The sequence below is a fragment of the Cupriavidus consociatus genome (genome assembly GCF_017814975.1).
GTDB classification, from domain to species: Bacteria; Pseudomonadota; Gammaproteobacteria; order Burkholderiales; family Burkholderiaceae; genus Cupriavidus; species Cupriavidus consociatus.
In genome coordinates this window covers 207,811-229,910 of record NZ_JAGIQA010000013.1, presented here as the reverse complement: position 1 = coordinate 229,910, position 22,100 = coordinate 207,811, and the positions used below count along the sequence as shown (strand labels likewise).

Sequence of the window (22,100 nt, the reverse complement as noted above, 5' to 3'; positions counted from 1 at the left end):
ATCTCGCCGGCGCGCGGGGCCAGTTCGGCCTGGGCCCACGTGCGCACGGAATCGCGCAGCATCTCGATGTCTTCGCCCAGATCGAATTTCAGGCCTGGCAGTTCGGTCATGTCGGTCTCCTGTTGGATTCGGTATGTATGAGTGCTTCAGACGTGGCCCAGGGTCTTGACCACGCACAGCGTCATCAGCATGGTGGCCACCTGCTTGCGGCGGCCCTGCTGCTCGACGTAGACCTCGCCCTGCGCCACGATCAGTGTGCGCCCGGGCTTCAGCACCCGCCCCACCGCGACCAGGCGTTCGCCTTGCGCGGGGGATAGCAGGTTGATCTTGTATTCGGCGGTCAGCCCCGCCTCGCCCTGGCCCACCATCGACAGCGCGGCATAGCCGCAGGCGCTGTCGGCCAGCGCGCCGACCGCGCCGCCGTGGAAGAAGCCGTGCTGCTGGGTCACGCCGTCCGACCACGGCATCGCGATTTCGACCTCCCCACGCTCCACCCGCTGCAGCGAGGCGCCAAAGCTGGTCATCAGACCCTGGCGCGAGAAACTGGTGGCGATGGCATCGGCGCGCGCGGCGGACAGCGCTTCGGGTTCGGCAAGTTCGGCGCGTTCGGCGGGTACTGCACTGGCGTTGGCAGACGTCATGGCTGGGTTCCAGGATGGAGGCGTTGGAGTATTGTATTTACGTTTACGTAAACGTCAATTCGAATCGGCACGGAAGCGGCGCCAGGTGATGCATCAGGCGGATCGCTTCCGGGCCGGCGCATCGCCGCCTTCCGTGGCCGGGGGCTTGCCGCCGGTCTGGGCCGCAAGCAAGTCCCGGCAGTGGCGCTCATGCTGGTCGATCTCGGCGAGTTGCGCCTGCAGGTCTTCCATCTGCCGTTCCAGCGCGCCGCGGTGGGCGGCAAGCGCGTCCAGGAAGCGTTCGAGTTGCGGGGCGGTATCGCGCGGCGACTCGTAAAGGTCCAAAATTTCGCGGATTTCGTTGAGAGTGAGCCCTAACCGCTTGCCGCGCAGCGTCAGCTTCAGCCGGGTCCGCTCGCGGCTGTTGTAGACCCGCTTGCGGCCGCCCGGGCCTTCGCGCTCCGGCGACAGCAGGCCCTGGTCTTCGTAGAAGCGGATGGCACGGGGCGTGACATCGAACTCGCGGGCGAGGTCGGTGATGGTGTAGGTTGCGGAGGCGAGAGGTTGCGTGACTGCCATGGAATGCGCCCAGTAAAGTGAACGGTCGTTCGTTGCGAAGTCAAGTTTTCGCTTAAGATGGAGACGAACCGCCAGAATTGACGTTTACGTTAGCGTCAAGCCCGGCGACTGGCAACTGGCGCGAACTGGCGCATTTGCGCCCGCGCGACCGGCAACGAGAAAGCCCGCCTGCCCCGCCCGGCACCACACGACCCGGCGCGGCACAAGGCTTCGAACAAGAGACTCCTCATGAACGCACTCGAACACCAGCTCCAATACCCGTTCGGCGACACCATGCCTGAGCCCGGCACCAGACAGGAAGTCGCCCCCGGTGTCTACTGGCTGCGCATGCCGCTGCCGTTCGCGCTCGACCATATCAACCTGTGGCTGCTGCGCGACCGCGTGGACGGGCGCGACGGCTGGACCATCATCGACTGCGGCATTACCAACGACACCATCAAGGCGCACTGGGAAACCATCTTCGCCAACGAGCTGGAAGGGCTGCCGGTGGTGCGCGTTCTGGTGACCCACAGCCACCCTGACCATGTCGGCCTGGCGCACTGGCTGTGCAAGCGCTTCGGCGTGCGGTTGTGGATGAGCCTGGGCGACTACATGAGCGCGCGCGTGATGGGCACCGGCACCGGCGCCGGTTCCAGCGCCGGCGGCGAGGCGGCCGCCGCGCACTTCGCGCTGCATGGCCTGACCGATCCCGACAGCCAGGAAAAGCTGCGCGCGCGCAAGACCTACTACCCGTCGCTGGTGCCCGACCTGCCGGCGCAGTACCGCCGCCTGATGGAAGGCGACACGGTGCGGATCGGCACCGACGCGGCCACCTCGGGCTGGCGCGTGATCACCGGCTTCGGCCATTCGCCCGAGCACGTGGCGCTGTACAACGAAGCGACCAACGTGCTGGTGTCCGGCGACATGGTGTTGCCGCGCATCTCGACCAATGTCAGCGTGTTCGACATGGAGCCGGAAGGCAATTCGCTGCAGCTCTATCTCGACTCGCTCGGCCGCTACGAGCCGCTGCCGCAGGACGTGCTGATCCTGCCTTCGCACGGCCGTCCGTTCCGCAACCTGCATACCCGCATCATGCAGTTGCGCGAGCACCACGCCGACCGCCTGGCCGAAACGCTGGAGGCCTGTCGCGAGAAGCCGTGCTGCGCGCACGATATCGTCAGCGTGATCTTCAAGCGCCAGTTCGACATCCACCAGATGACCTTCGCCATGGGCGAGTCGCTGGCGCACCTGCACTGCCTGTGGCACCGCGGCGAACTGGTGCGGCAGCTGGATGACGACGGCGTGTACCGCTTCCGCGCGGGCTGATATTTGCCGACTGAAAACGCCTGCTAGTTGGCGGCCGCCAGTGCCGCCATGTAGCGCACGCCGTCCACCGCGCGGCTGCCATACCACGACAGCATCTCGCCGTCGACCAGCAGCACCGGCTTGCCGAGCTGGCGCTCGAGCGCGTCGGCGTGGTCTTCGGTGAAGCGATAGGGCTCGGTCGACAACAGCACCAATTCGAGCTCGCGCACCAGCGCATCGCTCCAGCGGAAAGTGGGATAGCGTTCGCCGGGTGCATTGGGGCGGCTGCAGTCGCCGCCCGCGCACGCCTGCACGAGGCCCGCGTCGCCCGGCCAGGTCTGCCAGTTGGCCAGCGCCAGCATGCGGCTGATATAGGTGTCGCGCGACACCGTCATCCACGGATCCTGCCAGATCGCGTACAGCACGCGGCGCGCCGGCCAGGCACGCGCGCGGATGGCCTCCAGCTCGGCCCGCAAGGCCGCGCACAGCGATTCGGCCTCGGTATGGCGGCCAAAAATGCCGCCCAGCAGCCGGTACAGCGGCAGGTTGTCTTCCGGCGCGCACGGATGCGTGACGATCACGTTGGGCACGAAGGCGCGGATCTCGTCGACGGTCTCGCGCCGGTTCTCGTCGATATTGACCACCACGTGCGTGGGCGCCAGCTCGCGCAGCCGCGCCACCCTGACGTCCTTGGTGCCGCCGACCTTGGGCACCGCGCGCACGGCCGGTTCCGGATGGATGCAGAAGCCGGTGCGCGCCACCATCTGCGCCCCCAGCCCGAGCGCGAACAGCAGTTCGGTCACCGACGGCACCAGCGAGGCGATGCGCACCTCGCCGCATGCGGCAGCGTGCTGCTGGCCGATGGCATCGGTCCACATCGTCAGGGCTCCTCGCTTTCCCCGCGCCGCGGCTTGCGCGGCGCGCCGGTCGCCAGCATGTCGTACAGCCAGCGCGGCATCACATGCATCAGCGCCGCCACCACGCCCATCTGCCACGGGATCACGCGGAAGCGCCGGCCGCCGGCGATCACGCGCGCGGCCTTGCGCGCGAACACGTCGGCATCGGTCAGGAACGGCATCCGGTACGGGTTCTTCGCGGTCATCGGCGTGCGGATATAGCCCGGCGCGATCGTGACCACGCGGATGCCAAGCGGGCGCTGCTCCAGCCGCAGGCTTTCCAGCAGCTTGATCACGGCCGACTTCGATGCGCTGTACGCACCGGCACCCGGCAGCCCGCGCACGCCGGCAACGCTGGCGATACCGACCAGCGTGCCGCGCCGGCCGCCGGGGCCGGGTTCGCGCTGCTGCATCGCGTGCAGGAACGGCTGGAACGTGGTCAGCACGCCGAACCAGTTGGTGTCCATCACCTGCTGGAACGCATCCAGGTCCTCGCGTTCGCTGGCGACGGTGCCGACCGAGACGCCGGCATTGGCGATCACCACGTCGGGACAGCCGAAATGGCCGAGGAAGTCTTCCGCCGCGCGCGCCATCGCGTCGGCATCGCGCACATCCGCGCCATAGATGCGCACCGCGCCGGGGTTGGGCAGCGTCGCCACGAATTCGCGCAGCGCATCCTCGCGCCGGGCTACCAGGCCGAGGATGGCGCCCTGCGACGCGTATTCGCGCGCCAGCGCCTGTCCGAGCCCGCTGGAGGCGCCGGTAAGAAAGACTTTGAGGGGACGCATGGAGGCAGTCGCAAATGAAAAAACGGCTGGTACAGCATACCAGCCGTTTGGCAATCCACAGGCCCTGGCAATCCTGCCTGTGTGCCCCCTCTCCCGCAAGCGGGAGAGGGGAGAAAACCGGCGGCTCAAGAAAGGCCGCCAGTCACATTTACATCTTCTTCGCCTTCACCTGCTCCACCAGGTAATCCATCGCCTGGATCGCGCCCTGCTTGTTGCCGGTGATTGACGGCGAGGTCACGTACTTGCCCTGCACCACCACGGTCGGCACGCCGTCGATCTTGTAGGCGTCGGCGATCTTGTTGGCGCGTTGCGCGTTGGTGGTCACCGTGAACGAGTTATACGCGTCCAGGAAGGCCTTGCGGTCGATGCCGTTCTTGGCCATGAAGTCGGCGATCTCGTTGCTGTCGAGCAGGCGCTTGCGCTCGGTGTGGATGGCGTTGAAAACCTTCATGTTCATGGCGTCGAGCTTGCCGATGGCTTCGAGCGCATAGAAGATCTTGGTGTGCGGCAGCAGGTCGTCGCGGAAGGCGACCGGCACGCGCTTGAACACGACATTGTTGCCCTGCTTCTTGACCCAGGCTTCCAGGTCGGGCTCGAAGTCGAAGCAGTGCGGGCAGCCGTACCAGAAGAACTCGGTGACCTCGATCTTGCCCGGGGTGACCGGCTGCGGGGCCTTCAGGACCTGGTATTCCTTGCCCTCGGTGGGCGCAGCCTGGGACGGCGCGGACATCAGCAGGCCGCCCACGGCGGCGAACATGGCGAACAGTGCGGCGAGTTTCTTCATCTTGGTGCGGCCTTGCGGTTGGGTCGATGAGCATATGACCGCGGCGGCGGCGTCCGGTTCAGCCCGGGCGCCGGCCGCGGCGGTGACAAGGGTGTTGCGTTGGTTACGGCGTATTTATGACGCTTTCGTGGCCGGGTGTGCCCCGCCCAGGCGCATAACGCCTGAGCCGGGTCTCCAGCTGACTGTCACTGCTTGGTGAAGCGGATCACGGACGCCTCGAAGCCCTGCGACTGCAGCCGATCGCGCGTCTTGTTCATGTCTTCGATGCGGTTGTACGGGCCCATGCGCACGCGGTACATCTTGACGCCGTTGACGTCGCGCTCGGTGATCCGGGCCTCGAAGCCCTGCATCGCCAGGTTGGCCTTCTGGCGGTCGGCGTCGTCAGCCGAGCGGAATGCGCCCACCTGCAGCAGGTAGCCCACCTTGTTGGCGTCGGCCTGGGCGATCTCGGCGATCGGGTCGGACACCGGCTTCTCGGCCGGCTTGGTGGCGACAGGCTTGTCGGCCGGCTTTTCAACCGGCTTTTCAACGGGCTTCTCCGCCGGGCGGGTGACCGCCACGGGGGGCTGGCCGTTCTGGTGCCCGTTCTGCAACCCAGGCTGGCTCGGCTGGGTGCTCGGCTTGGGCTCCGGCTCGGGCGCCTGGCCCACCGGCTTGGCCGGCGTCTTGCTCCACAGCGGCTTGTTCGGGTCGGTTGGGCCCTGGTCGGCACGCTGCGCCGGCGGCGGCAGCTGGCTGGCGACATTGCCCGGCTCGCTCGGCCGCGGCGCGCTCTTCTGCTGGAACGGCGTCGGCGACTTGGTGATGTAGAGGGCGACCACCACGGCGATGGCCAGCCCGACGATCAGCCCGAGCACAAGGCCCAGGAACGTCCCGCCGCGCTGCTGGCTGCGGCGGGCCTTGCGCGCATCGCGCTTGCGTTGCTGTTGCATGAAGTCCTCTTAGGTGATGCCGGGATTATAGGGCCACCGCCGGGCGGCCCTGTAGGTCCCGCTGAGCGCCCCGCTGAGCGTCCGGCTGAACGCCCTGTCGAGCGTCCGACTGAACGCCCATCGATTACATGCGGCGCGGTGCCGACACGCCGATCACCGCCAGGCCGTTGCGCAGCACCTGGCGCGTCGCGGCCAGCAGCGCCAGCCGGGCGCGCTTGACCGCCTCGTCGTCGACCAGCACGCGGTCGGCATTGTAGAAGGCGTGGAAATCGCCGGCCAGGTCGCGCAGGTAGAAGGCGACCGCATGCGGCGCCAGCTCGGAGGCAGCGGCCGACAGCATGTCGGGGAACTCGGCCAGGCGGCGGCCCAGGGCCTGCGCCTGGGCGCCGGCCTCGGGGCCGGTCACGGCAGACAGGTCGGCGCCGGCCAGTTCGGGCAGGCGGCCTTCCCAGTCGGCGCCACCCCACGACTCGAAGATCGAGCAGATGCGGGCGTGGGCGTATTGCACGTAGTACACCGGGTTCTCGTCATTCTGCTTGAGCGCCAGGTCGACGTCGAACACGAACTCGGTATCGGCCTTGCGCGACAGCAGGAAGAAGCGCACCGCGTCGCGGCCGCGGGTGAAGTGCGCGGGCCAGTCGGCAACGCCGGCTTCCAGGCAGCCGCGGATGGTCTCGCAGGTGTCATCCTGGCCGTTGGACCATTCGATCAGGTCGCGCACGGTGACGTACGAGCCGGCGCGCTTGGAGATCTTGACCTCCTCGCCGTTCTTCATCACGGTGACCATCTTGTGCAGCACGTAGTCGGGGTAGCCCTTGGGGATATCCATGTCCAGGCCCTGCAGGCCGGCGCGCACGCGCGCGATGGTGCCGTGGTGGTCGCTGCCCTGCACGTTGATGACCTTGGTAAAGCCGCGCTCCCACTTGGTGGTGTGGTAGGCCACGTCCGGCACGAAGTACGTGTAGGTGCCGTCGGTCTTCTTCATGACGCGGTCCTTGTCGTCGCCTTCGTCGGTGGTACGCAGCCACAGCGCGCCTTCGCTCTCGTAGGTCTTGCCCTTGGCGACCAGCGACTGCACCGCGGCTTCCACGCGGCCGTCGCTGTACAGCGACGACTCCAGGTAGTAGCGGTCGAACTTGACGCCGAAGGCCTGCAGGTCGATGTCCTGCTCGTTGCGCAGGTAGGTCACGGCGAACTTGCGGATCGAATCGATATCCTCGACGTTGCCCGACGCGGTCACCGGCTCGCCGTCGGAGGCGCTGACGGTCTTTCCGGCGAGGAAGTCGGCGGCGATGTCGGCGATGTAGTCGCCGTTGTAGGCCGACTCGGGCCAGCTGGCATCGCCCGGCTTCAGGCCGCGCGCGCGCGCCTGCACCGACAGAGCCAGGGTCTGGATCTGCACGCCGGCGTCGTTGTAGTAGAACTCGCGGTGGACATGGAAGCCCTGCCACGACAGCAGGTTGGCGAGCGCGTCGCCCAGCGCCGCCTGGCGGCCGTGGCCCACGTGCAGCGGCCCGGTCGGGTTGGCCGAGACGAACTCGACCAGCACCTGGCCATGCACGCCGCGCTCGCGCGCGCCGTAGTGGTCGCCCTCGGCCAGCACCGCGCGCAGCACGTCGGCCTTGGCGGCGGCGGTCAGGCGCAGGTTGATGAAGCCGGGACCGGCGATCTCCATGGCCTCGACCAGGCCCTGCGCGCGCGCATCGGCCTGCACCGCGGCGACGATGCGCTGCGCCAGCTCGCGCGGATTGCTCTTGAGCGCGCGCGCGACCTGCATGGCGACGTTGCAGGCGAGGTCGCCGTGGGCGGCCGCCTTGGGCCGCTCGAAAGTGACGGCGGGCAGGGCGGCATCGGCCGGGGCGAGCGCACGCACGGCATCGGTGAACGCGGCGGCGAGATTGGAGGTCTGAACAGGCAGCATGGATGTCGGAAGCCCTGTGGGCAAGTATTCAGGCGCCGCGTAAATGCGGCACCAGCGTGCGGCACCAACGCCCGAAGCGGCATGTGACGGCAAAGGTACGCCGCGCCGCTCAACAGGCATTGAAACAGGCATTGGAATCGGGAACGCGGAATTTTATCAGGTGCTATGCTGACATCATGCGCGAAGATGGCCCCGGGCCACAATCCATGCGGCGTCCCGCGCCGGGGAACGCCGTGCCCTGCATGTCCGGAAAAGGAAACCACACCATGCTGATCACCTTCAAATCCCACGCTGCGCAAGACCTGATCATGATGAAGGATCTGGCCATCACGCTGCTGGGCATCATCGGCAAGCGTCTCGGGGAACGAGGGGTGATCACCGTCGAAGAACTGCCACGCGCGATTCAGAAGCTGGAAGCGGCAGTGGCCGACGCACGCCGCAGCCATCCGGCCGACACGGCCGTGGAAGGCAAGTCCGAAGCCGACGAGGACGAGGACGAGCCGCTGCACCTGGGGCAGCGCGCCTATCCTTTCCTGGACATGCTGCGCGCCTCGCAGCGGGAAGGGACCAACGTCCTGTGGGGCGTGTAGCCCGAAGGCAGGTCAGCCCCGGGCGCGCCGCGGCATGCGCGGCGCGCACAAAAAAACGCCCGGCACCGAGTTGGGTTGCCGGGCTTCCGGACGAGGGCGCCGGAAAGGGGGGAATGCTTTCCGGGGCCCCGCTGCGCGGGGCCCGGTGCCGCCAGGCCTACTCTTCTTCGTGGTGGCGGCCGTTGGCCAGCAGCAGACCGAGCAGCGCACCGATGGCAGCGGCGATCGCCACTGCCTTGAGCGGCGATTCGACGACCCGCTGGCGCGAGTGTTCGACCGCACCGTCCATCCGTTCGCGGGCGCGCATCATGCCGTCGGTGGTCTGGTCGCGCAGCCGGTGCGCCATCTCGCTGGCACGGTCGCGCAGCCGCTGGCCGGCACGCAGGCTCTCGGCCGAGCCTTCGCGCGCCAGCACTTCGATGGTGTGCTCCAGCTGGGCGATCAGCCCCTTGACCTCGCCGGAAAGCGGGGCGGCGGCGTCGCGGGAGTCGCGCGCGGCGTGCTTGATATGGCGGATGGCGCTGTCGGCACTATCGGACAAGTGATTCAGTTCCTTCCGGACTTTGGGGTTCTGGGTCAACATGGGGTCTCCTCAGATTGCGATTGGCACAGGAGCCGGCGCCGGCCGGCGCTATCGCCTGCGGACCAGTCCCATCACCGCGGCCACCAGTGCCACGACCAGGAAGATGAAGAACAGGATCTTGGCGATTTCCACGGCGCCGGCAGCGATACCGCCGAAGCCGAAGATCGCCGCGATCAGGGCGATGACAAAAAATACGAGTGCATAGTGCAGCATGGCTAGGCTCCCGAAGATGGCTGACCGGGCCGGCACAGGCCCGGGGCCCAAGTGAAGACTTGCGCCACAAGGTGCAAGCTCATAGCCTCATCGTAGGAAGACAGCCGCCGCGCCAATACCGACAGCGAGCCGATTCCGCTGTCAGCCGAGTCCTACACCATGGCAGTACGGGTGCGGCACGTCCGACGCATCAAGGTTGACCCATGCGGATCGATGTGATTCCATGAGCGCTCCCTGGCGCCGCACGGGCAAGCAGCGCACCCCAACCACAGGAAATCTGCCCCCATGTTCAAGCAGTCATTTCTTCCTCATACGCTGTTGCTCGCGGGCGGCATCGTGCTGACGCTGGCGGTGCTGGTGGCGTCGGAGACCGGCAATATCCGCCTGCGCGAGAGTTATACCGACGTGATCCGCTCGCAGCGCGTGCAGACCGAGCTGGCCGCGCTCAACGGCGAGCTGGTCAACGCCGAGGCTGGCCAGCGCGGCTTCCTGCTGACGGGCAAGGAAAGCTACCTCGAGCCCTACTACAAGGGGCTGCCGCGCATCGCCGAGCTGATGGCGCAGATCCGCGCGGACTATGCCAACGACCCGGAGGGGCTGAAGATGTTCGGCGACACCTCCAAGCTGATCAACAGCAAGCTCAACGAGATGGCGCTGACGCTGGTCTACGGCAAGCGCGACCTGGAAGTGGCGCTGGACCTGGTCCGCACCGACTACGGCAAGCAAACCATGGACAACGCGCGCCGCGGGCTCGACCAGTTGCAGGCGCGCGAGGCGGGCTCGGTCTCGCACCGGCTGGAAGGCGCCGAGAACGATGTGCAGCTGTCGCGCTATGGCATCGGCCTGCTGACCGCGATCAACATCATTCTTCTGCTCGCGGTCGGCGTGGGCCACGCCAAGCGCCTGTCCATGGCCGAGGCGGTGCGCGCCCAGCTGGAAGAGGAAAGCGCCAAGCTGGACCGCAAGGTGCGTGCGCGCACGCGCCAGCTGTCGGCGCTGGCGGGCCACCTCCAGCGCGTCACCGAAGACGAGAAGACCCGGCTGGCGCGCGAGCTGCACGACGAGCTGGGCGCGATCCTGACCGCCATCAAGCTCGACCTGCACTGGGTGCGGCGCCAGATCCAGGAGGCGCATCCGCAAGGCGCCGATCGCCTCACGCGTGTGATGCTGCACGTCGACCAGGGCATCCAGATCAAGCGCCGCCTGATCGAGGACCTGCGCCCCACCGTGCTGCTCAACCTCGGCCTGCGCGCCGCGGTGTGCCAGCTGGTGGAGGAAGTCGGCGCGCGCAACGGCTGGGAAACCGACGTCAGCGTGCCCGAGGACCTGCCGGCGCTGCGCGACGAAGCCGCGATCGCGCTGTACCGGATCGTGCAGGAGTCGCTGACCAACGCCAGCAAATACTCCGAGGCCAAGCGCGTCGAGGTCTGCCTGGCGTGCCGCGGCGAGCTGCTGACGCTGACCGTGCGCGACGACGGCAAGGGCCTGCCGCCTGACTTCGACGCCGGCAGCACCGCCGGCCACCACGGCCTGCTGGGCATGGAGCAGCGCGTCACCGCGCTGGGCGGCAGCATGCAGATCGACTCGTCGGCACACGCGGGCGTGCGCATCCACATCGAGGTGCCGCTGACGGCATCGGTGCTGGCGCCGGCGGAAGAGCCCGAAGGCGAGGAGCCTGCGCGCGCCTGATGCGTGCTGCCTGAGGGGTGCTGTGCTGGCCTGAGGGGGGCCTGGAGGATCAGGACGACATCGCAGCGTGTTCCTCGATCACGCGGAACACCTGTTCCAGCTCCAGCGACTTGTCGAAGAAATAATCGGCGCCCGCCGCGGCGCACTGGCTGCGGTACATCTGCACCTGGGCGTGGTTGGTATAGACAATGCGCACGGTGTCGGTGCCTTTGCGCTGCATTGCACGCAGCACGTTGATGCCGTTGCCCTGGCGCAGCTGCAGGTCGACGATCGCGACGTCGTACTTGCCGGCATCAAGCAGGCGCAGGGCCATGGCTTCGGTGTCGGCCCAGTCCACATTCTCGATAAACGGGAAATCCTTCAGATATTCGAGCAGCATGCCTCGCAGGACCGCCGAGTCTTCGATCAGCAGTATGCTCAGCGCCCGGTAGGAAGTGTTCGAAGCCTGCTCCGACATGTTCTGGTTTGCGGGCCCGGTCCGGTGCGATCCGACCGCAGGCCGCGATGCGGCCCGCGGCGTGCCGCTACTCGACCAGGCCGTTCTTGATGGCGTAGTAAGTCAGGTCCGCGTTGGTCTTCATGCCCATTTTCTCCAGGATGCGGGAACGATAGGTACTGACGGTCTTGACGCTGAGAAACAACTCGTCGGCGATCACCGACACCGACTGCCCGCGCGAGAGCTTGCAGAAGATCTGGAACTCGCGCTCGGACAGCATCTGGTGCACCGGCTGCTCGGTCGGCTTGTCGAGCCCGCCGATCAGGAGGTCGGCCACCGTGGCGCTGACATAGCGACGTCCCTGCGCCACCGTGCGGATGGCCTTGACGAGATCATCGGGCGCGCTTTCCTTGGTCAGGTAGCCGGAAGCGCCGGCGCGGATCAGGTTGATGGCGTACTGGTCCTCGGGGTAAGTGGACAGGATCAGCACCGGCAAATCAGGCTTGCGTTGCCGGATCAGCTTGAGCACGTCGATGCCGTTGCGGTCTGGCATCGAGATATCCAGTACCAGCACATCGAATTCGGCGTCGCGCAGCTGAGCCATGACTTCGTCGCCGCTGGCGGCTTCGCCAGTGACCTGGATATCGGGCTCGTCGGAAATGAACTGTCGCAGCCCGGCACGCACAATCTCGTGATCGTCAGCGATCAGGACGCGGATCATGTGGGGCTCCACGGGTTGAACGGACCGGCACATTGCCCGGTGCAGTCGGGTGCAGGCGGAACCGCTTGCGTTGCTGTCATTGTAGTGCCGGCCGGGCGCGCGGGCTGTCGGTGTCAGGCTGACATGACGCGCGGCCACAACGCGTAGAGCGCACATGGAGGGTCCCGTGGCTCAACGGTACGAGGCATGGCGTACAAAAGCAAAGCGGGACGGCCTGGAGTCCGTCCCGCTTTGCTGCGGCGCGTCAGGCCCTGTGAATCTCGGGGCCTGCGCGCCAGTGCCGGCTGGCGGCGAGCTTACTGCACCTTGGCGCCCGCCTCGGCGCCCGCGCCGACGCTGGCATCTGCCTTGGACTTCTTGGCCGACTTGGTGGTGTGCTTGTCGTGCTTGGCCTTGCTGCCGGCTTCGGCCTTGGCATCGGCCGACTTGCTGGCACCCTTCTCGACCGCCGCGCCGGCGGTGGACAGCCCCTTGTCAGCTGCAGTGCCCGCTGCCGACATGCCCTTGTCGGTTGCCGCGCCCGCGGTCGACAGGCCCTTCTCGGCGGCGCTGGTGGCGCCGGTGGCCGCGCTACCCGCGGTATTCAACGCACCCTGCGTAGCGGCAGAGGGCGCCGGGGCGGTTACCGATGCGCCGACGTCGGCCTTAGCGCCGGCGCCCACACCAGTACCTTGTGCCATGGCCAGCGAGGAAGCGGCGGCGATCGACAGGGCGGACAGGGAGAGCAGCAGTTTCTTCATGGACAGACTCCTTTCAGGATGCCCCGCGGCGAAACATTCGTCGCGGTGTTCACGCGCTGGTGTTTGCGTGAATCGAGCCCTCAGTCTAGGGAGCGCACCGGCGCCGGTCTGTGAGGGATTGAAAGGCTCTGTAAGGAGTTGTGAGGCGCCGGATACGCCGCCGCAGCCGGGTCGGCAAGCCCTCGTGCAAGGAAATTCCCTGTGGCATCAACGGGCTGGCGGCAGGGTCGCGCGGCTTTGGCCGGCGCCCTGCCGTCGCAACCCGTTACAGGTTGGGCGCGAGCGCGCGCTCCAGCGTGGCGCGCTCTTCATGCCGGCGCGACACCATGTCGTCGAGCTGGTCCTGGCCGATCTTGCCGATGGTGAAGTAGGTCGACTCGGGATGCGCCAGGTAGAAGCCGCTGACCGAAGCGGCCGGCGTCATCGCCAGCGACTCGGTGATGCCCATGCCGATCTCGGCCGCGTCGAGGAACTGGAACATCGGGCCCTTGACGGTGTGCTCGGGGCAGGCGGGATAGCCGGGCGCCGGGCGTATGCCGCGGTACGACTCGGCGATCAGTTGTTCGTTGGAGAGCTGCTCGGCCGCGTCGTAGCCCCACAGGTCCTTGCGCACGCGCTCGTGCAGGCATTCGGCGAAGGCTTCGGCGAGGCGGTCGGCCAGCGCCTTCAGCATGATCGCGCTGTAGTCGTCGTGGTCGGCCTCGAACTGGGCTTCCTTCTTGTCGACGCCCAGGCCCGCGGTGACGGCGAACATGCCGACGTAGTCGGCGATGCCGCTGTCCCTGGGCGCGACAAAGTCCGCCAGGCAGCGGTTGGGCCGGCGCACGCCATCGACCACCGGGCGCTCGCTCTGCTGGCGCACGTTGTGCCAGGTCAGCGCGACCTTGCTGCGGGTCTCGTCGGTGTAGATCTCGATATCGTCGTCGTTGACGGTATTGGCCGGCAGCAGCGCGATCACGCCGTTGGCGCTCAGCCAGCGGCCCTGGATCAGGCGCGACAGCATCGCCTTGCCGTCCGAGAACACCTTGCGCGCCGACTCGCCCACGATCTCGTCATTGAGGATGTCGGGGAATTTGCCGGCGAGGTCCCAGGTCTGGAAGAACGGGCCCCAGTCGATGTAGTTGGCCAGCTCCGCCAGGTCGTAGTTGCGGAACACGCGGCGGCCGACGAACTTCGGCCTCGGCGGCACGTAGCCGTTCCAGTCGATCGGCGTCTTGTTGGCGCGCGCCTGCGCCAATGTCACCATCGGTGTCGCCTTCTTGTTGGCGTGCTGGGTGCGGATGCGGTCGTAGTCGGTCTTCAGCTCGTCCAGGTACTTAGCCGCCCCTTCATCGGACAGCAGGCTCGACGCCACGCTGACCGAGCGCGAGGCGTCCGGCACGTACACCACCGGCCCTTCGTAGTTGGGCGCGATCTTCACCGCGGTATGCACGCGCGAAGTGGTGGCGCCGCCGATCAGCAGCGGGATCTTCTTCACGCGGAAGTAGTCGTCGCGCTGCATCTCCGACGCGACGTAGGCCATTTCTTCCAGCGACGGCGTGATCAGCCCCGACAGGCCGACGATGTCCGCGCCCTCGACCTTGGCCTTCGCCAGGATCTCGTTGCACGGCACCATCACGCCCATGTTGACCACTTCGAAGTTATTGCACTGGAGCACCACCGACACGATGTTCTTGCCGATGTCGTGCACATCGCCCTTCACGGTGGCGATCACGATCTTGCCGCGCGCGCGCACATCGCCGCCGGCCTCGGCCAGCAGGCGCTTTTCTTCCTCGATGAAGGGCAGCAGGTGCGCTACCGCCTGCTTCATCACGCGCGCGCTCTTGACCACCTGCGGCAGGAACATCTTGCCGGCGCCGAACAGGTCGCCGACGATGTTCATGCCATCCATCAGCGGGCCTTCGATCACCTCGATCGGGCGGCCGCCGCGCGCTTCTACCTGCTGGCGGACTTCCTCGGTGTCTTCGACGATAAAGGTGGTGATGCCATGCACCAGCGCGTGCGCCAGGCGTTCGCCCACCGGCACCGGCTGCTCGGGCGTGCCGCGCCAGGCCAGGTTTTCTTCCTTCTTCGCGCCGCCGCCCTTGTAGCGGTCGGCGATTTCCAGCAGACGATCGGTGGAATCCTCGCGGCGGTTCAGCACCACGTCTTCCACGCGCTCGCGCAACTCGGGATCGAGCTGGTCATACACGCCGAGCTGCCCGGCGTTGACGATGCCCATGTCCATGCCCGCGCCGATCGCGTGATACAGGAACACGGTGTGGATCGCCTCGCGCACCACGTCGTTGCCGCGGAACGAGAACGACACGTTGGAGACGCCGCCGCTGACCTTGGCGTACGGCAGGTTCTGCTTGATCCAGCGCGTGGCCTCAATGAAGTCCACCGCGTAATTGTTGTGCTCCTCGATGCCGGTCGCGACCGCGAAGATGTTCGGGTCGAAGATGATGTCTTCCGGCGGGAAGCCGACTTCATTGACCAGGATGTCGTAGCTGCGCTTGCAGATCTCGGTCTTGCGCGCGAAGGTATCGGCCTGGCCCTTCTCGTCGAAGGCCATCACCACGCTGGCCGCGCCGTAGCGGCGGATCAGCTCGGCGTGGTGGCGGAACTGCTCCTCGCCTTCCTTCAGCGAGATCGAGTTCACCACCGGCTTGCCCTGCACGCACTGCAGGCCGGCCTCGATCACGTCCCACTTGGACGAGTCGAGCATGATCGGCACGCGCGCGATGTCCGGTTCGGAGGCGATCAGGTTCAGGAAGCGAACCATGGCGGCCTTCGAGTCCAGCATGGCCTCGTCCATGTTGATGTCGATGATCTGCGCGCCGTTCTCGACCTGCTGGCGGGCCACCGCCAGCGCCTCGTCGAACTGGCCGTTCAGGATCATCCGCGCGAAGGCCTTGGAGCCGGTCACGTTGGTGCGCTCGCCGACGTTGACGAACAGCGTGTCGTCGTCGATGGTAAAGGGCTCGAGGCCGGACAGGCGCATCGGGCGCGGGGGCAGTTTGTTCTCGCTCATGTTCTCGGGCTCCGGCTCAGGCGGCGTCGCGGTACTGGCCGGGCCAGGTGCGGGGTTTCTTGTCGGCCACGCGCTGGGCGATGGCGGCGATGTGCTCGGGCGTGGTGCCGCAGCAGCCGCCCACCAGGTTCACCAGCCCGGAAGCGGCGAACTCCTCCACCAGCGATGACGTGACTTCCGGCGTTTCGTCGAAACCCGTATCGCTCATGGGGTTCGGCAAACCCGCGTTCGGGTAGCACGACACCGCGGCGTCGCAGATCTTGGCCAGCTCGGCGATATACGGGCGCATCAGCGTGGCGCCCAGCGCGCAGTTCAGGCCGAAGGTGACCGGCCGGGCGTGGCGCAGGCTGTTCCAGAATGCCTCCACGGTCTGTCCGGACAGGATGCGGCCCGAGGCATCGGTCACGGTGCCGGAGATCATCACCGGCACGCGTTCGCCGGTGTCCTCGAACAGCTGGTCGATCGCGAACAGCGCGGCCTTGGCATTGAGCGTGTCGAAGATGGTCTCGACCAGGAACACGTCGGCACCGCCTTCGAGCAGCGCCTTGCCCTGCTCGTAGTAGGACTGGCGCAGCTCCTCGAAGGTGACGTTGCGCGCGCCGGGGTCGTTCACGTCGGGCGAGATGCTGGCGGTCTTGGGCGTCGGGCCGAAGGCACCGGCGACGAAGCGCGGCTTGTCGGGCGTGCTGTACTTGTCGCAGGCGGCGCGCGCCAGGCGCGCGGCCTCGACGTTCATCTCGTACGCCAGCTCCGCCATCTTGTAGTCTTCCTGCGCCACGCGGGTGGCGCCGAACGTATTGGTCTCGATCAGGTCGGCACCCGCGGCAAGGTATTGCTCGTGGATCTCGCTGATGACCTGCGGGCGCGTCAGCAGCAGCAGTTCGTTGTTGCCCTTCACGTCCACCTTGTGTTCGGCGAAGCGCTCGCCGCGGTAGTCGGCCTCGGTCAGCTTGTAGCGCTGGATCATGGTGCCCATGGCGCCATCCAGGATCAGGATGCGTTCTTGCAGCAGCCGGGGCAGTTCGGCGGCCCGGGTATAGGGGCGCGGTGCAGCCGCGCGGGATTCAGGGGCACTCATGGCGGGGAACTCTGGAAAGGCGGCCGGCGCGATCTCGATCGGCGGCGGGCGCTGCTGTGGCCGATGGCCAAAGAAGTGCGATTTTATCAGGTGTATCAAGGCCTTGCGGTTGCCTGTCGGGTCGATGGCCGCCTACACTGAGAGGCGTAACCGTCACCATTCCGGCCATTCCGCGTCCTTTGTCCCCGCCGACCATGCAACACCTGTCCCCTGCCGACGCCAACGACTTGCTGGCGCAATCGCCCGACACGCTGTTCATCGACTGCCGCAGCGAGATGGAATACCTCTTCGTCGGCCATCCCAGGGGTGCGCATAACGTCCCCTGGAACGACGGCCCGGACTGGGAGGTCAATCCGCATTTCGTACAGATGGTGAAGAAGCTGGCCGGGCATGTGTCGGCGCGGCCGGTACTGCTGATCTGCCGCAGCGGCAACCGTTCGACGGCGGCGGCTCGGGCGCTGGAGGGCGCGGGCTTTGCCAACGTCTACAACGTGTTGCACGGTTTCGAGGGCGACCTCGACGGCCAGCGCCACCGCAATACGCTCAACGGCTGGCGCCACGACGGGTTGCCCTGGGAGCAGTACTGAACAGCCAGCCACGCAATAAAAACGCCCGCCGAGGCGGGCGCGATGCCAATGCCGCCGGCCGCGGCCGGCGGCCATGGAAAGCCGCTCAGTGCATGACCAGAGGATGCGTCATCACGTTATCAAACTTGGCGAGGAAGTCATCGACCTCTTCGACGGATGGCTCGCTCTCGATCAGGCGCTTGACGTCAGCGCGAAAGCTTTCAGCCAGATGCCCGCCAAGGAAAATCTCGCGCTTCAGGTTCTTGTCGACGATTTCATAGCCGCCGAATTCGAGCGGCGCTTGCTCGACATCCGCACCGAACTCGACGATGCAGTAATTGTCGCTGTTGTAGATCATTTGCATGGCACACCTCCTGGGCGTCATGGTTGGGCGGCATGCCCTTGTGATTCTTGCCTCGTCGATGTTGCCGTGAGGGGGGCGCCGCGGCTTTACCTTCAAACTTGGGGTGACCCGCGCGAAATCAAGGCGTTACAGGATTTAGCCGGTCACTGCGTTGCCACGTCATTGCTGCCTGCATAGATTGGGCATCGTCCTTTGCAACAAGTTTCTTGAGCCAGGCGCATCAGTGTGTTGCCTGTCACGGAACGTCGCACTGGCCGCCGCACGCCGCATTGCCAAGGAACGCGTCCAGCGCCGCGTGGAAGCGTTCGGGCTGCTCCACGTGCACCAGGTGCGCCGCCTGCGGCATCACTTCCAGCCGGGCGCCTCGGATGGCGGCCGCAATGCTCTGCGCCATCGCCACGGTCGCGCCCTGATCGTTCTCTCCTGCTACTACCAGCGTAGGACAATGGATGCGGGAAAGCGCGCCGGCGAGATCGAAAGCCATGATTGCCTCGGCCACGCCCACGTAGCCGCGCACCGGCGTGGCCACCAGCATGGCGTGGATGCGCGCGACCTCATCGGGATGCGCGGCGCGGAATTCCGGCGTCAGCCAGCGCTCCAGCGTGGCATGGGCCATTCCGACCATGCCATGGGCCTCGGCCTGGCCGATGCGGTTGTGCCACATCGGGTGGGCTTCCATCGGGGTCTGGCTGTTGGTGGCGACCAGCGCCAGCGACAGCAGCCGTTCCGGATGGCGCAGCCCCAGCGTCTGCCCGATCATGCCGCCGACCGAAATTCCGCAGAAATGGGCCTGCGGGATTTCCAGCGAGTCCATCACCGCGATCACGTCGTCGGCCAGCCGCGTCATGGTATAGGGCCCGAGCGGCGCCTCGCTGCCGCCATGCCCGCGCAGGTCGGGGCGCACCACGCGGTAGCGCGACGCCAGGTGGGCGGCGGTCTGGTCCCACAGCGCATGGCTGGCGGCCAGTGCATGGGCCAGGACCACCCAAGGTCCGTCGGTGCCGTCGATGCGCACGTAAAGCTCGGCGCCGTCGGCATGGACGCGGTGCGTTTCGGCGGGTGGCGTGGCAACAGTCATGGCTGGGCTCCTGTCAGTAAGAATGCGCCAAACGCGGTGGCGTTGACCCGGGCGAGGCATTTTTTAACGATTGTTGACATTCGCCCGGGCGGTTACCGGTGCTCGACGCGGGCCGCGGCCCGCGGCTATTGCCCGCCGTTGCCGCGGTACACGAGCTCGATCTGGGTGCCGTCGGGCTCGGTCTGGCGCAGCCGCACCGGCATCCAGCCCAGCGATTCCGCGAGCCATAGCTCGACCCGGCGACGGTCATTGGCACGGCGCGGCAGCCGCACGAAGTGCTTCGCACGTATCACGCCATTGCCCGTGTCGAATTCCTCTTCTCCAACATACTGCACTTGCATCGGTTCCACATTGCGCGTATCCGCCACTTGGAACGTTTCCGTCACACCGGGCGTGACATAGCGTTGCGGATTACCACGCACCAGGCCGACCAGCTGGAGGAAGACACTGAAGCGATCCTGGGCGCCGGGCGGGAATGGCGACTGCGCGCCGTTGCGAAGCGTGGCAATGCCGGCGGCGGTGTCGAAGCGTGATGACTCGGCCTTGTTGCGCCGGTGCTCTTCGTAGCGTTCCGGCAACAGTCCCTGTTCGGACAGCGCCCCGCCGCTCTGGAACGCGAAGCGGAACCACAGCACCCGCGTTTCCACCGCGAGGCGGTAGCGGCGCCCGTCGTGCTCCCAGCGGATCAGGCCATCGGGGTTCTGCACACCGTTGACGAAGCTGGCGTAGTGATACGTGGCGGGCGGCGGCGCGCTGTAGACGACGCCGTCGACACCGCCCTGCGGACCGCCGGAAGGCGCCGGCGCGGGCGCGGCAGGTGGTACCGGCGCCGCTCCGGTGCCGCCGGGACCCGTCGCCATCTCGGCCGGGCCTTGCGGGCTGGTCGCCAACGGCGGGGCCGGCGGTTCAGGTTCGGGCTGGGGCGCCGGGACCGGCGCCGCGGGCTTCTGGCGCGGCTGCGGCGCGGGGCGCGGCCGCGGCGGGGCCGTTGGCTTGGGCGGCGGCAGCAGGATCGCCTCCAGCGAAGGTGTGTTGCTGACGTCGAGCGGGATCAGCGGCCCCGGCATGCGCAGGAATCCCACCACGGCGAGCACGTGCACCAGCACCACCAGCGCGACCACGATCACCCAGCGCCGGCGGCGCCAGACGGGGGAATCCGCGCCCGGGCGGGCGCGAGGACTAGGGCTGGCCGGTTTCTCCGGCCGGGGTGGCGGCACCAAGGTAGCCGAGTTCCGATGAGAGCTGTTGGGCGATATCGCGTACGCGACGATCCATCGTACCGCCCCATTCTGCATCGAACAGGCTCTGCGCGCCCAGTACGATTAACCCCATGGCGAGGTGGCCGTTGGCATCGAACACCGGCATCGAGAACGCATTGATGCCGGGCAGCACACCGCCGAGCGTGCGCGCGGCGCCATGCACGCGGACTTCGGCGCAGATCGCGTCGTATTCGGCCAGCGACGCCGGCATGTCCGGCACGGCGCCGTTGCCGCGCGCGCCCAGCTCGCGCTCGATCAGCGGCAGGGTCTGCTTGCGCGGCAGGTAGGCGCCGTAGAGCCGCCCGGTTGCGGAGTTGAGCATCGGCATCACGTCGCCCAGGCGCAGGCTCACGGTGACCGGGTGGCTGGATTCCTCCCAGTGCACGATGGTCGGGCCGTGGTTGCCCCACACGGCGATGCCGGCGGTCAGGTCCATCTCGTCGCGCAGCTGCGACAGGATCGGCCGCGCCTTCTTCACCGGATCGAGCCGGTTGAGGCCGGCCAGGCCCAGCTGCAGCGCGAACGGGCCCAGGTCGTAGCGGCCGCTGACCGGGTCTTGCGCCACCGCGCCCAGCCGCATGAAGCTGACCAGGTAGCGGTGCGCCTTGGCCGGGTTCATGCCGGCAGCGGCGGCGAGGTCGCGCAGCATCATTGCGCGCGGCGACGCCGCGAGAGCCTGGAGCAGCTTGAAGCCCACTTCGATGGACTGGATGCCGGAGCGCAGCTTGGCGTCGTCTTCTTCGTTTTCAGCAATGCGTGACATGGCCGGCGGCAGGAGGATCGGCGCCCGGAGACCGGGCAAGTTCGTAGGTGAATTTACTATAGCGAAATCGATTTACCAATTTTTAAGCCATCGGTAGACTTCCTTCGCAACAGACCCGGCGGCGCACGTGTCGATGCCTGCCAAGCCGGGCCCCTTTTTAACACGGAGACTACCGATGCGCCCCCTGCGTCCCTTCTTTGGGCGTCGCCATGCCCATTTCATGTTCGCCGCCATGGCAGCCGCCGGCGCCCTGTTCACCGCCAGCGCGCCCGCGCACGCCGATGACTGGCCCGCCCAGCCGATCCGCTGGGTCGTGCCTTACCCGGCCGGCGGCGGCACGGACGTGGTGGCACGCACCGTCGCGCAGGCAATCACGCCGGGGCTGGGCAAGCAAGTGGTGATCGACAACCGCCCGGGTGCGGCCACCATCGTCGGCGCCGATGCCGTCGCGCACGCCAAGCCCGATGGCTACACCGTGCTGACCGCCGACACCGCCACGCTCGCCGCCAATCCGTCGCTGTACAAGAAGCTGCCGTACAACCCCGAGAAGGACTTCGTCTATATCGGCCAGCTGGCGCGTTTCCCGCTGGTGCTGGTAGCCACCCCCAAGTTCCCGGCACACACGCTGAAGGAAGTCATCGAGTACGCGCAGAAGAACCCCGGCAAGGTCAACTTCGCCTCGCCCGGTGCAGGCAGCCCGCACCACCTGGCCATGGAGCTGTTCATGGACCAGGCCAAGGTCAAGATGACGCACGTGCCCTACAAGGGCGCGGCGCCGGCGGTGCAGGACCTGCTTGCCGGCCAGGTCGACCTGATGTTCCTGGACCTGGCCTCGGGCCAGCAGAACGTGAGCGCCGGCAAGCTGCGCGCGCTGGGCGTAGCCACGCCCAGGCGGCTGGCCGTGCTGCCCGGCGTGCCGACAGTGGCCGAAGGCGGCGTGAGCAACTTCGAGGCCTACGCCTGGCAGGGCATGGTGGCGCCGGCGGGCACGCCCAAGGCAGTGGTCACGCGGCTGAACGCCGAGCTGGTCAAGGCGCTGAAGTCGCCCGAGGTGCAGAAGAGGCTGGAAGGCGTCGGGGTCGAGGCGGTGTCGAGCACGCCTGAAGAATTCGCAGCCTACGCGCGCGCCGAAGCCGACCGCTGGGGCAGGCTGATCAAGGCCAAGGGCATCACGGTCGACTAAGCCCTCCGCACAGGGGCGCG

At 67.2% G+C, this 22,100-nt stretch carries 23 protein-coding genes; 5 read left to right on the top strand and 18 right to left on the bottom strand.

Annotation, left to right across the window (positions count from 1 at the left end; translation table 11 throughout):
- Positions 1-146: 146 nt before the first annotated feature.
- Together J8I82_RS19425 and J8I82_RS19420 are read right to left on the bottom strand one after the other, a co-directional pair.
- Positions 147-641 (bottom strand): PaaI family thioesterase, encoded by a 495-nt coding sequence (locus J8I82_RS19425; RefSeq protein WP_209760378.1) that lies wholly within the window; start codon positions 639-641, stop codon positions 147-149.
- A 93-nt stretch (positions 642-734) separates the two neighbouring features.
- Entirely contained in the window at positions 735-1,199 is a 465-nt protein-coding gene (locus tag J8I82_RS19420) for a MerR family transcriptional regulator (RefSeq protein ID WP_209760376.1), read from the bottom strand.
- A 228-nt stretch (positions 1,200-1,427) separates the two neighbouring features.
- Here J8I82_RS19420 and J8I82_RS19415 point away from each other — a divergent pair, with 228 nt between their 5' ends.
- Complete coding sequence (locus J8I82_RS19415) at positions 1,428-2,504, top strand: MBL fold metallo-hydrolase (RefSeq protein WP_209760374.1); 1,077 nt, start codon at positions 1,428-1,430, stop codon at positions 2,502-2,504.
- Between the two features lie 23 nt (positions 2,505-2,527).
- Here J8I82_RS19415 and J8I82_RS19410 read toward each other — a convergent pair whose 3' ends face one another.
- The 5 genes from J8I82_RS19410 to argS all read right to left on the bottom strand — a co-directional run bounded on the left by J8I82_RS19410 (position 2,528) and on the right by argS (position 7,804).
- Entirely contained in the window at positions 2,528-3,361 is an 834-nt protein-coding gene (locus J8I82_RS19410) for a helical backbone metal receptor (protein ID WP_209760372.1), read from the bottom strand.
- A gap of 2 nt (positions 3,362-3,363) precedes the next feature.
- Positions 3,364-4,167, bottom strand: coding sequence for an SDR family oxidoreductase (locus J8I82_RS19405; RefSeq protein WP_209760369.1), 804 nt, complete (start codon positions 4,165-4,167; stop codon positions 3,364-3,366).
- Positions 4,168-4,315: 148 nt separating this feature from the next.
- Positions 4,316-4,951 (bottom strand): thiol:disulfide interchange protein DsbA/DsbL, encoded by a 636-nt coding sequence (locus J8I82_RS19400; protein ID WP_209760367.1) that lies wholly within the window; start codon positions 4,949-4,951, stop codon positions 4,316-4,318.
- 185 nt (positions 4,952-5,136) lie between these two features.
- Entirely contained in the window at positions 5,137-5,883 is a 747-nt protein-coding gene (locus J8I82_RS19395; RefSeq protein ID WP_209760365.1) for an SPOR domain-containing protein, read from the bottom strand.
- A gap of 124 nt (positions 5,884-6,007) precedes the next feature.
- Positions 6,008-7,804 carry an arginine--tRNA ligase gene (gene argS, locus J8I82_RS19390; protein WP_209760363.1) on the bottom strand — a complete coding sequence of 599 codons (1,797 nt, stop codon included), beginning with the start codon at positions 7,802-7,804 and terminating at the stop codon, positions 6,008-6,010.
- A gap of 266 nt (positions 7,805-8,070) precedes the next feature.
- Here argS and J8I82_RS19385 point away from each other — a divergent pair, with 266 nt between their 5' ends.
- The gene (locus tag J8I82_RS19385; protein WP_209760361.1) at positions 8,071-8,394 is read left to right on the top strand and encodes a DUF1840 domain-containing protein; all 324 of its coding nucleotides are present in this window, start codon (positions 8,071-8,073) and stop codon (positions 8,392-8,394) included.
- A gap of 157 nt (positions 8,395-8,551) precedes the next feature.
- Here the strand turns inward: J8I82_RS19385 and J8I82_RS19380 are convergent, their stop codons facing one another.
- Positions 8,552-8,977: a DUF883 family protein gene (locus tag J8I82_RS19380; protein ID WP_209760359.1), complete on the bottom strand. Its 426-nt coding sequence runs from the start codon at positions 8,975-8,977 to the stop codon at positions 8,552-8,554.
- Between the two features lie 48 nt (positions 8,978-9,025).
- Complete coding sequence (locus J8I82_RS19375) at positions 9,026-9,190, bottom strand: DUF1328 domain-containing protein (RefSeq protein WP_029047756.1); 165 nt, start codon at positions 9,188-9,190, stop codon at positions 9,026-9,028.
- A gap of 285 nt (positions 9,191-9,475) precedes the next feature.
- Here J8I82_RS19375 and J8I82_RS19370 point away from each other — a divergent pair, with 285 nt between their 5' ends.
- The gene (locus J8I82_RS19370) at positions 9,476-10,879 is read left to right on the top strand and encodes a sensor histidine kinase (protein ID WP_209760357.1); all 1,404 of its coding nucleotides are present in this window, start codon (positions 9,476-9,478) and stop codon (positions 10,877-10,879) included.
- Positions 10,880-10,928: 49 nt separating this feature from the next.
- On the opposite strand, the gene J8I82_RS19365 is transcribed toward J8I82_RS19370, so the two are convergent.
- From J8I82_RS19365 to J8I82_RS19345, 5 genes are all read right to left on the bottom strand, one after another.
- Complete coding sequence (locus J8I82_RS19365) at positions 10,929-11,336, bottom strand: response regulator (protein ID WP_209760355.1); 408 nt, start codon at positions 11,334-11,336, stop codon at positions 10,929-10,931.
- 67 nt (positions 11,337-11,403) lie between these two features.
- Positions 11,404-12,036: a response regulator gene (locus J8I82_RS19360; RefSeq protein ID WP_209760353.1), complete on the bottom strand. Its 633-nt coding sequence runs from the start codon at positions 12,034-12,036 to the stop codon at positions 11,404-11,406.
- A gap of 296 nt (positions 12,037-12,332) precedes the next feature.
- Complete coding sequence (locus J8I82_RS19355; RefSeq protein ID WP_209760351.1) at positions 12,333-12,776, bottom strand: hypothetical protein; 444 nt, start codon at positions 12,774-12,776, stop codon at positions 12,333-12,335.
- Between the two features lie 265 nt (positions 12,777-13,041).
- Positions 13,042-15,789 (bottom strand): methionine synthase, encoded by a 2,748-nt coding sequence (gene metH, locus J8I82_RS19350; protein WP_209760349.1) that lies wholly within the window; start codon positions 15,787-15,789, stop codon positions 13,042-13,044.
- 16 nt (positions 15,790-15,805) lie between these two features.
- A complete protein-coding gene (locus J8I82_RS19345; RefSeq protein WP_209760337.1) occupies positions 15,806-16,867 on the bottom strand; it encodes a homocysteine S-methyltransferase family protein in 1,062 nt (353 codons plus the stop codon).
- A 194-nt stretch (positions 16,868-17,061) separates the two neighbouring features.
- Between J8I82_RS19345 and J8I82_RS19340 the strand changes: the two genes are divergently transcribed.
- A complete protein-coding gene (locus J8I82_RS19340; RefSeq protein WP_209760335.1) occupies positions 17,062-17,454 on the top strand; it encodes a rhodanese-like domain-containing protein in 393 nt (130 codons plus the stop codon).
- An 85-nt stretch (positions 17,455-17,539) separates the two neighbouring features.
- On the opposite strand, the gene J8I82_RS19335 is transcribed toward J8I82_RS19340, so the two are convergent.
- The 4 genes from J8I82_RS19335 to J8I82_RS19320 all read right to left on the bottom strand — a co-directional run bounded on the left by J8I82_RS19335 (position 17,540) and on the right by J8I82_RS19320 (position 20,888).
- Positions 17,540-17,797 (bottom strand): BTH_I0359 family protein, encoded by a 258-nt coding sequence (locus J8I82_RS19335; RefSeq protein WP_133094997.1) that lies wholly within the window; start codon positions 17,795-17,797, stop codon positions 17,540-17,542.
- Positions 17,798-18,032: 235 nt separating this feature from the next.
- Positions 18,033-18,875, bottom strand: a complete 843-nt coding sequence (locus J8I82_RS19330) for an alpha/beta fold hydrolase (protein ID WP_209760333.1) — start codon at positions 18,873-18,875, stop codon at positions 18,033-18,035.
- 125 nt (positions 18,876-19,000) lie between these two features.
- Positions 19,001-19,996, bottom strand: a complete 996-nt coding sequence (locus J8I82_RS19325; protein WP_284183096.1) for a DUF3108 domain-containing protein — start codon at positions 19,994-19,996, stop codon at positions 19,001-19,003.
- Between the two features lie 58 nt (positions 19,997-20,054).
- Positions 20,055-20,888, bottom strand: a complete 834-nt coding sequence (locus J8I82_RS19320; protein WP_209760405.1) for an IclR family transcriptional regulator — start codon at positions 20,886-20,888, stop codon at positions 20,055-20,057.
- 184 nt (positions 20,889-21,072) lie between these two features.
- On the opposite strand from J8I82_RS19320, the gene J8I82_RS19315 reads away from it, so the two are divergent.
- Positions 21,073-22,080: a Bug family tripartite tricarboxylate transporter substrate binding protein gene (locus tag J8I82_RS19315; RefSeq protein WP_209760331.1), complete on the top strand. Its 1,008-nt coding sequence runs from the start codon at positions 21,073-21,075 to the stop codon at positions 22,078-22,080.
- The last annotated feature ends 20 nt before the right edge of the window (positions 22,081-22,100 follow it).

What these genes read in the sequence shown, in the direction of transcription:
- J8I82_RS19420 (WP_209760376.1), bottom strand. Translation starts at nt 1,199, where the DNA reads ATGGCAGTCACGCAACCTCTCGCCTCCGCAACCTACACCATCACCGAC.
- metH (WP_209760349.1), bottom strand. Translation starts at nt 15,789, where the DNA reads ATGAGCGAGAACAAACTGCCCCCGCGCCCGATGCGCCTGTCCGGCCTC.
- J8I82_RS19340 (WP_209760335.1), top strand. Translation starts at nt 17,062, where the DNA reads ATGCAACACCTGTCCCCTGCCGACGCCAACGACTTGCTGGCGCAATCG.
- J8I82_RS19355 (WP_209760351.1), bottom strand. Translation starts at nt 12,776, where the DNA reads ATGAAGAAACTGCTGCTCTCCCTGTCCGCCCTGTCGATCGCCGCCGCT.
- J8I82_RS19380 (WP_209760359.1), bottom strand. Translation starts at nt 8,977, where the DNA reads ATGTTGACCCAGAACCCCAAAGTCCGGAAGGAACTGAATCACTTGTCC.
- argS (WP_209760363.1), bottom strand. Translation starts at nt 7,804, where the DNA reads ATGCTGCCTGTTCAGACCTCCAATCTCGCCGCCGCGTTCACCGATGCC.
- J8I82_RS19400 (WP_209760367.1), bottom strand. Translation starts at nt 4,951, where the DNA reads ATGAAGAAACTCGCCGCACTGTTCGCCATGTTCGCCGCCGTGGGCGGC.
- J8I82_RS19375 (WP_029047756.1), bottom strand. Translation starts at nt 9,190, where the DNA reads ATGCTGCACTATGCACTCGTATTTTTTGTCATCGCCCTGATCGCGGCG.
- J8I82_RS19315 (WP_209760331.1), top strand. Translation starts at nt 21,073, where the DNA reads ATGCGCCCCCTGCGTCCCTTCTTTGGGCGTCGCCATGCCCATTTCATG.
- J8I82_RS19330 (WP_209760333.1), bottom strand. Translation starts at nt 18,875, where the DNA reads ATGACTGTTGCCACGCCACCCGCCGAAACGCACCGCGTCCATGCCGAC.
- J8I82_RS19345 (WP_209760337.1), bottom strand. Translation starts at nt 16,867, where the DNA reads ATGAGTGCCCCTGAATCCCGCGCGGCTGCACCGCGCCCCTATACCCGG.
- J8I82_RS19415 (WP_209760374.1), top strand. Translation starts at nt 1,428, where the DNA reads ATGAACGCACTCGAACACCAGCTCCAATACCCGTTCGGCGACACCATG.
- J8I82_RS19410 (WP_209760372.1), bottom strand. Translation starts at nt 3,361, where the DNA reads ATGTGGACCGATGCCATCGGCCAGCAGCACGCTGCCGCATGCGGCGAG.
- J8I82_RS19395 (WP_209760365.1), bottom strand. Translation starts at nt 5,883, where the DNA reads ATGCAACAGCAACGCAAGCGCGATGCGCGCAAGGCCCGCCGCAGCCAG.
- J8I82_RS19335 (WP_133094997.1), bottom strand. Translation starts at nt 17,797, where the DNA reads ATGCAAATGATCTACAACAGCGACAATTACTGCATCGTCGAGTTCGGT.
- J8I82_RS19365 (WP_209760355.1), bottom strand. Translation starts at nt 11,336, where the DNA reads ATGTCGGAGCAGGCTTCGAACACTTCCTACCGGGCGCTGAGCATACTG.
- J8I82_RS19385 (WP_209760361.1), top strand. Translation starts at nt 8,071, where the DNA reads ATGCTGATCACCTTCAAATCCCACGCTGCGCAAGACCTGATCATGATG.
- J8I82_RS19405 (WP_209760369.1), bottom strand. Translation starts at nt 4,167, where the DNA reads ATGCGTCCCCTCAAAGTCTTTCTTACCGGCGCCTCCAGCGGGCTCGGA.
- J8I82_RS19425 (WP_209760378.1), bottom strand. Translation starts at nt 641, where the DNA reads ATGACGTCTGCCAACGCCAGTGCAGTACCCGCCGAACGCGCCGAACTT.
- J8I82_RS19360 (WP_209760353.1), bottom strand. Translation starts at nt 12,036, where the DNA reads ATGATCCGCGTCCTGATCGCTGACGATCACGAGATTGTGCGTGCCGGG.
- J8I82_RS19370 (WP_209760357.1), top strand. Translation starts at nt 9,476, where the DNA reads ATGTTCAAGCAGTCATTTCTTCCTCATACGCTGTTGCTCGCGGGCGGC.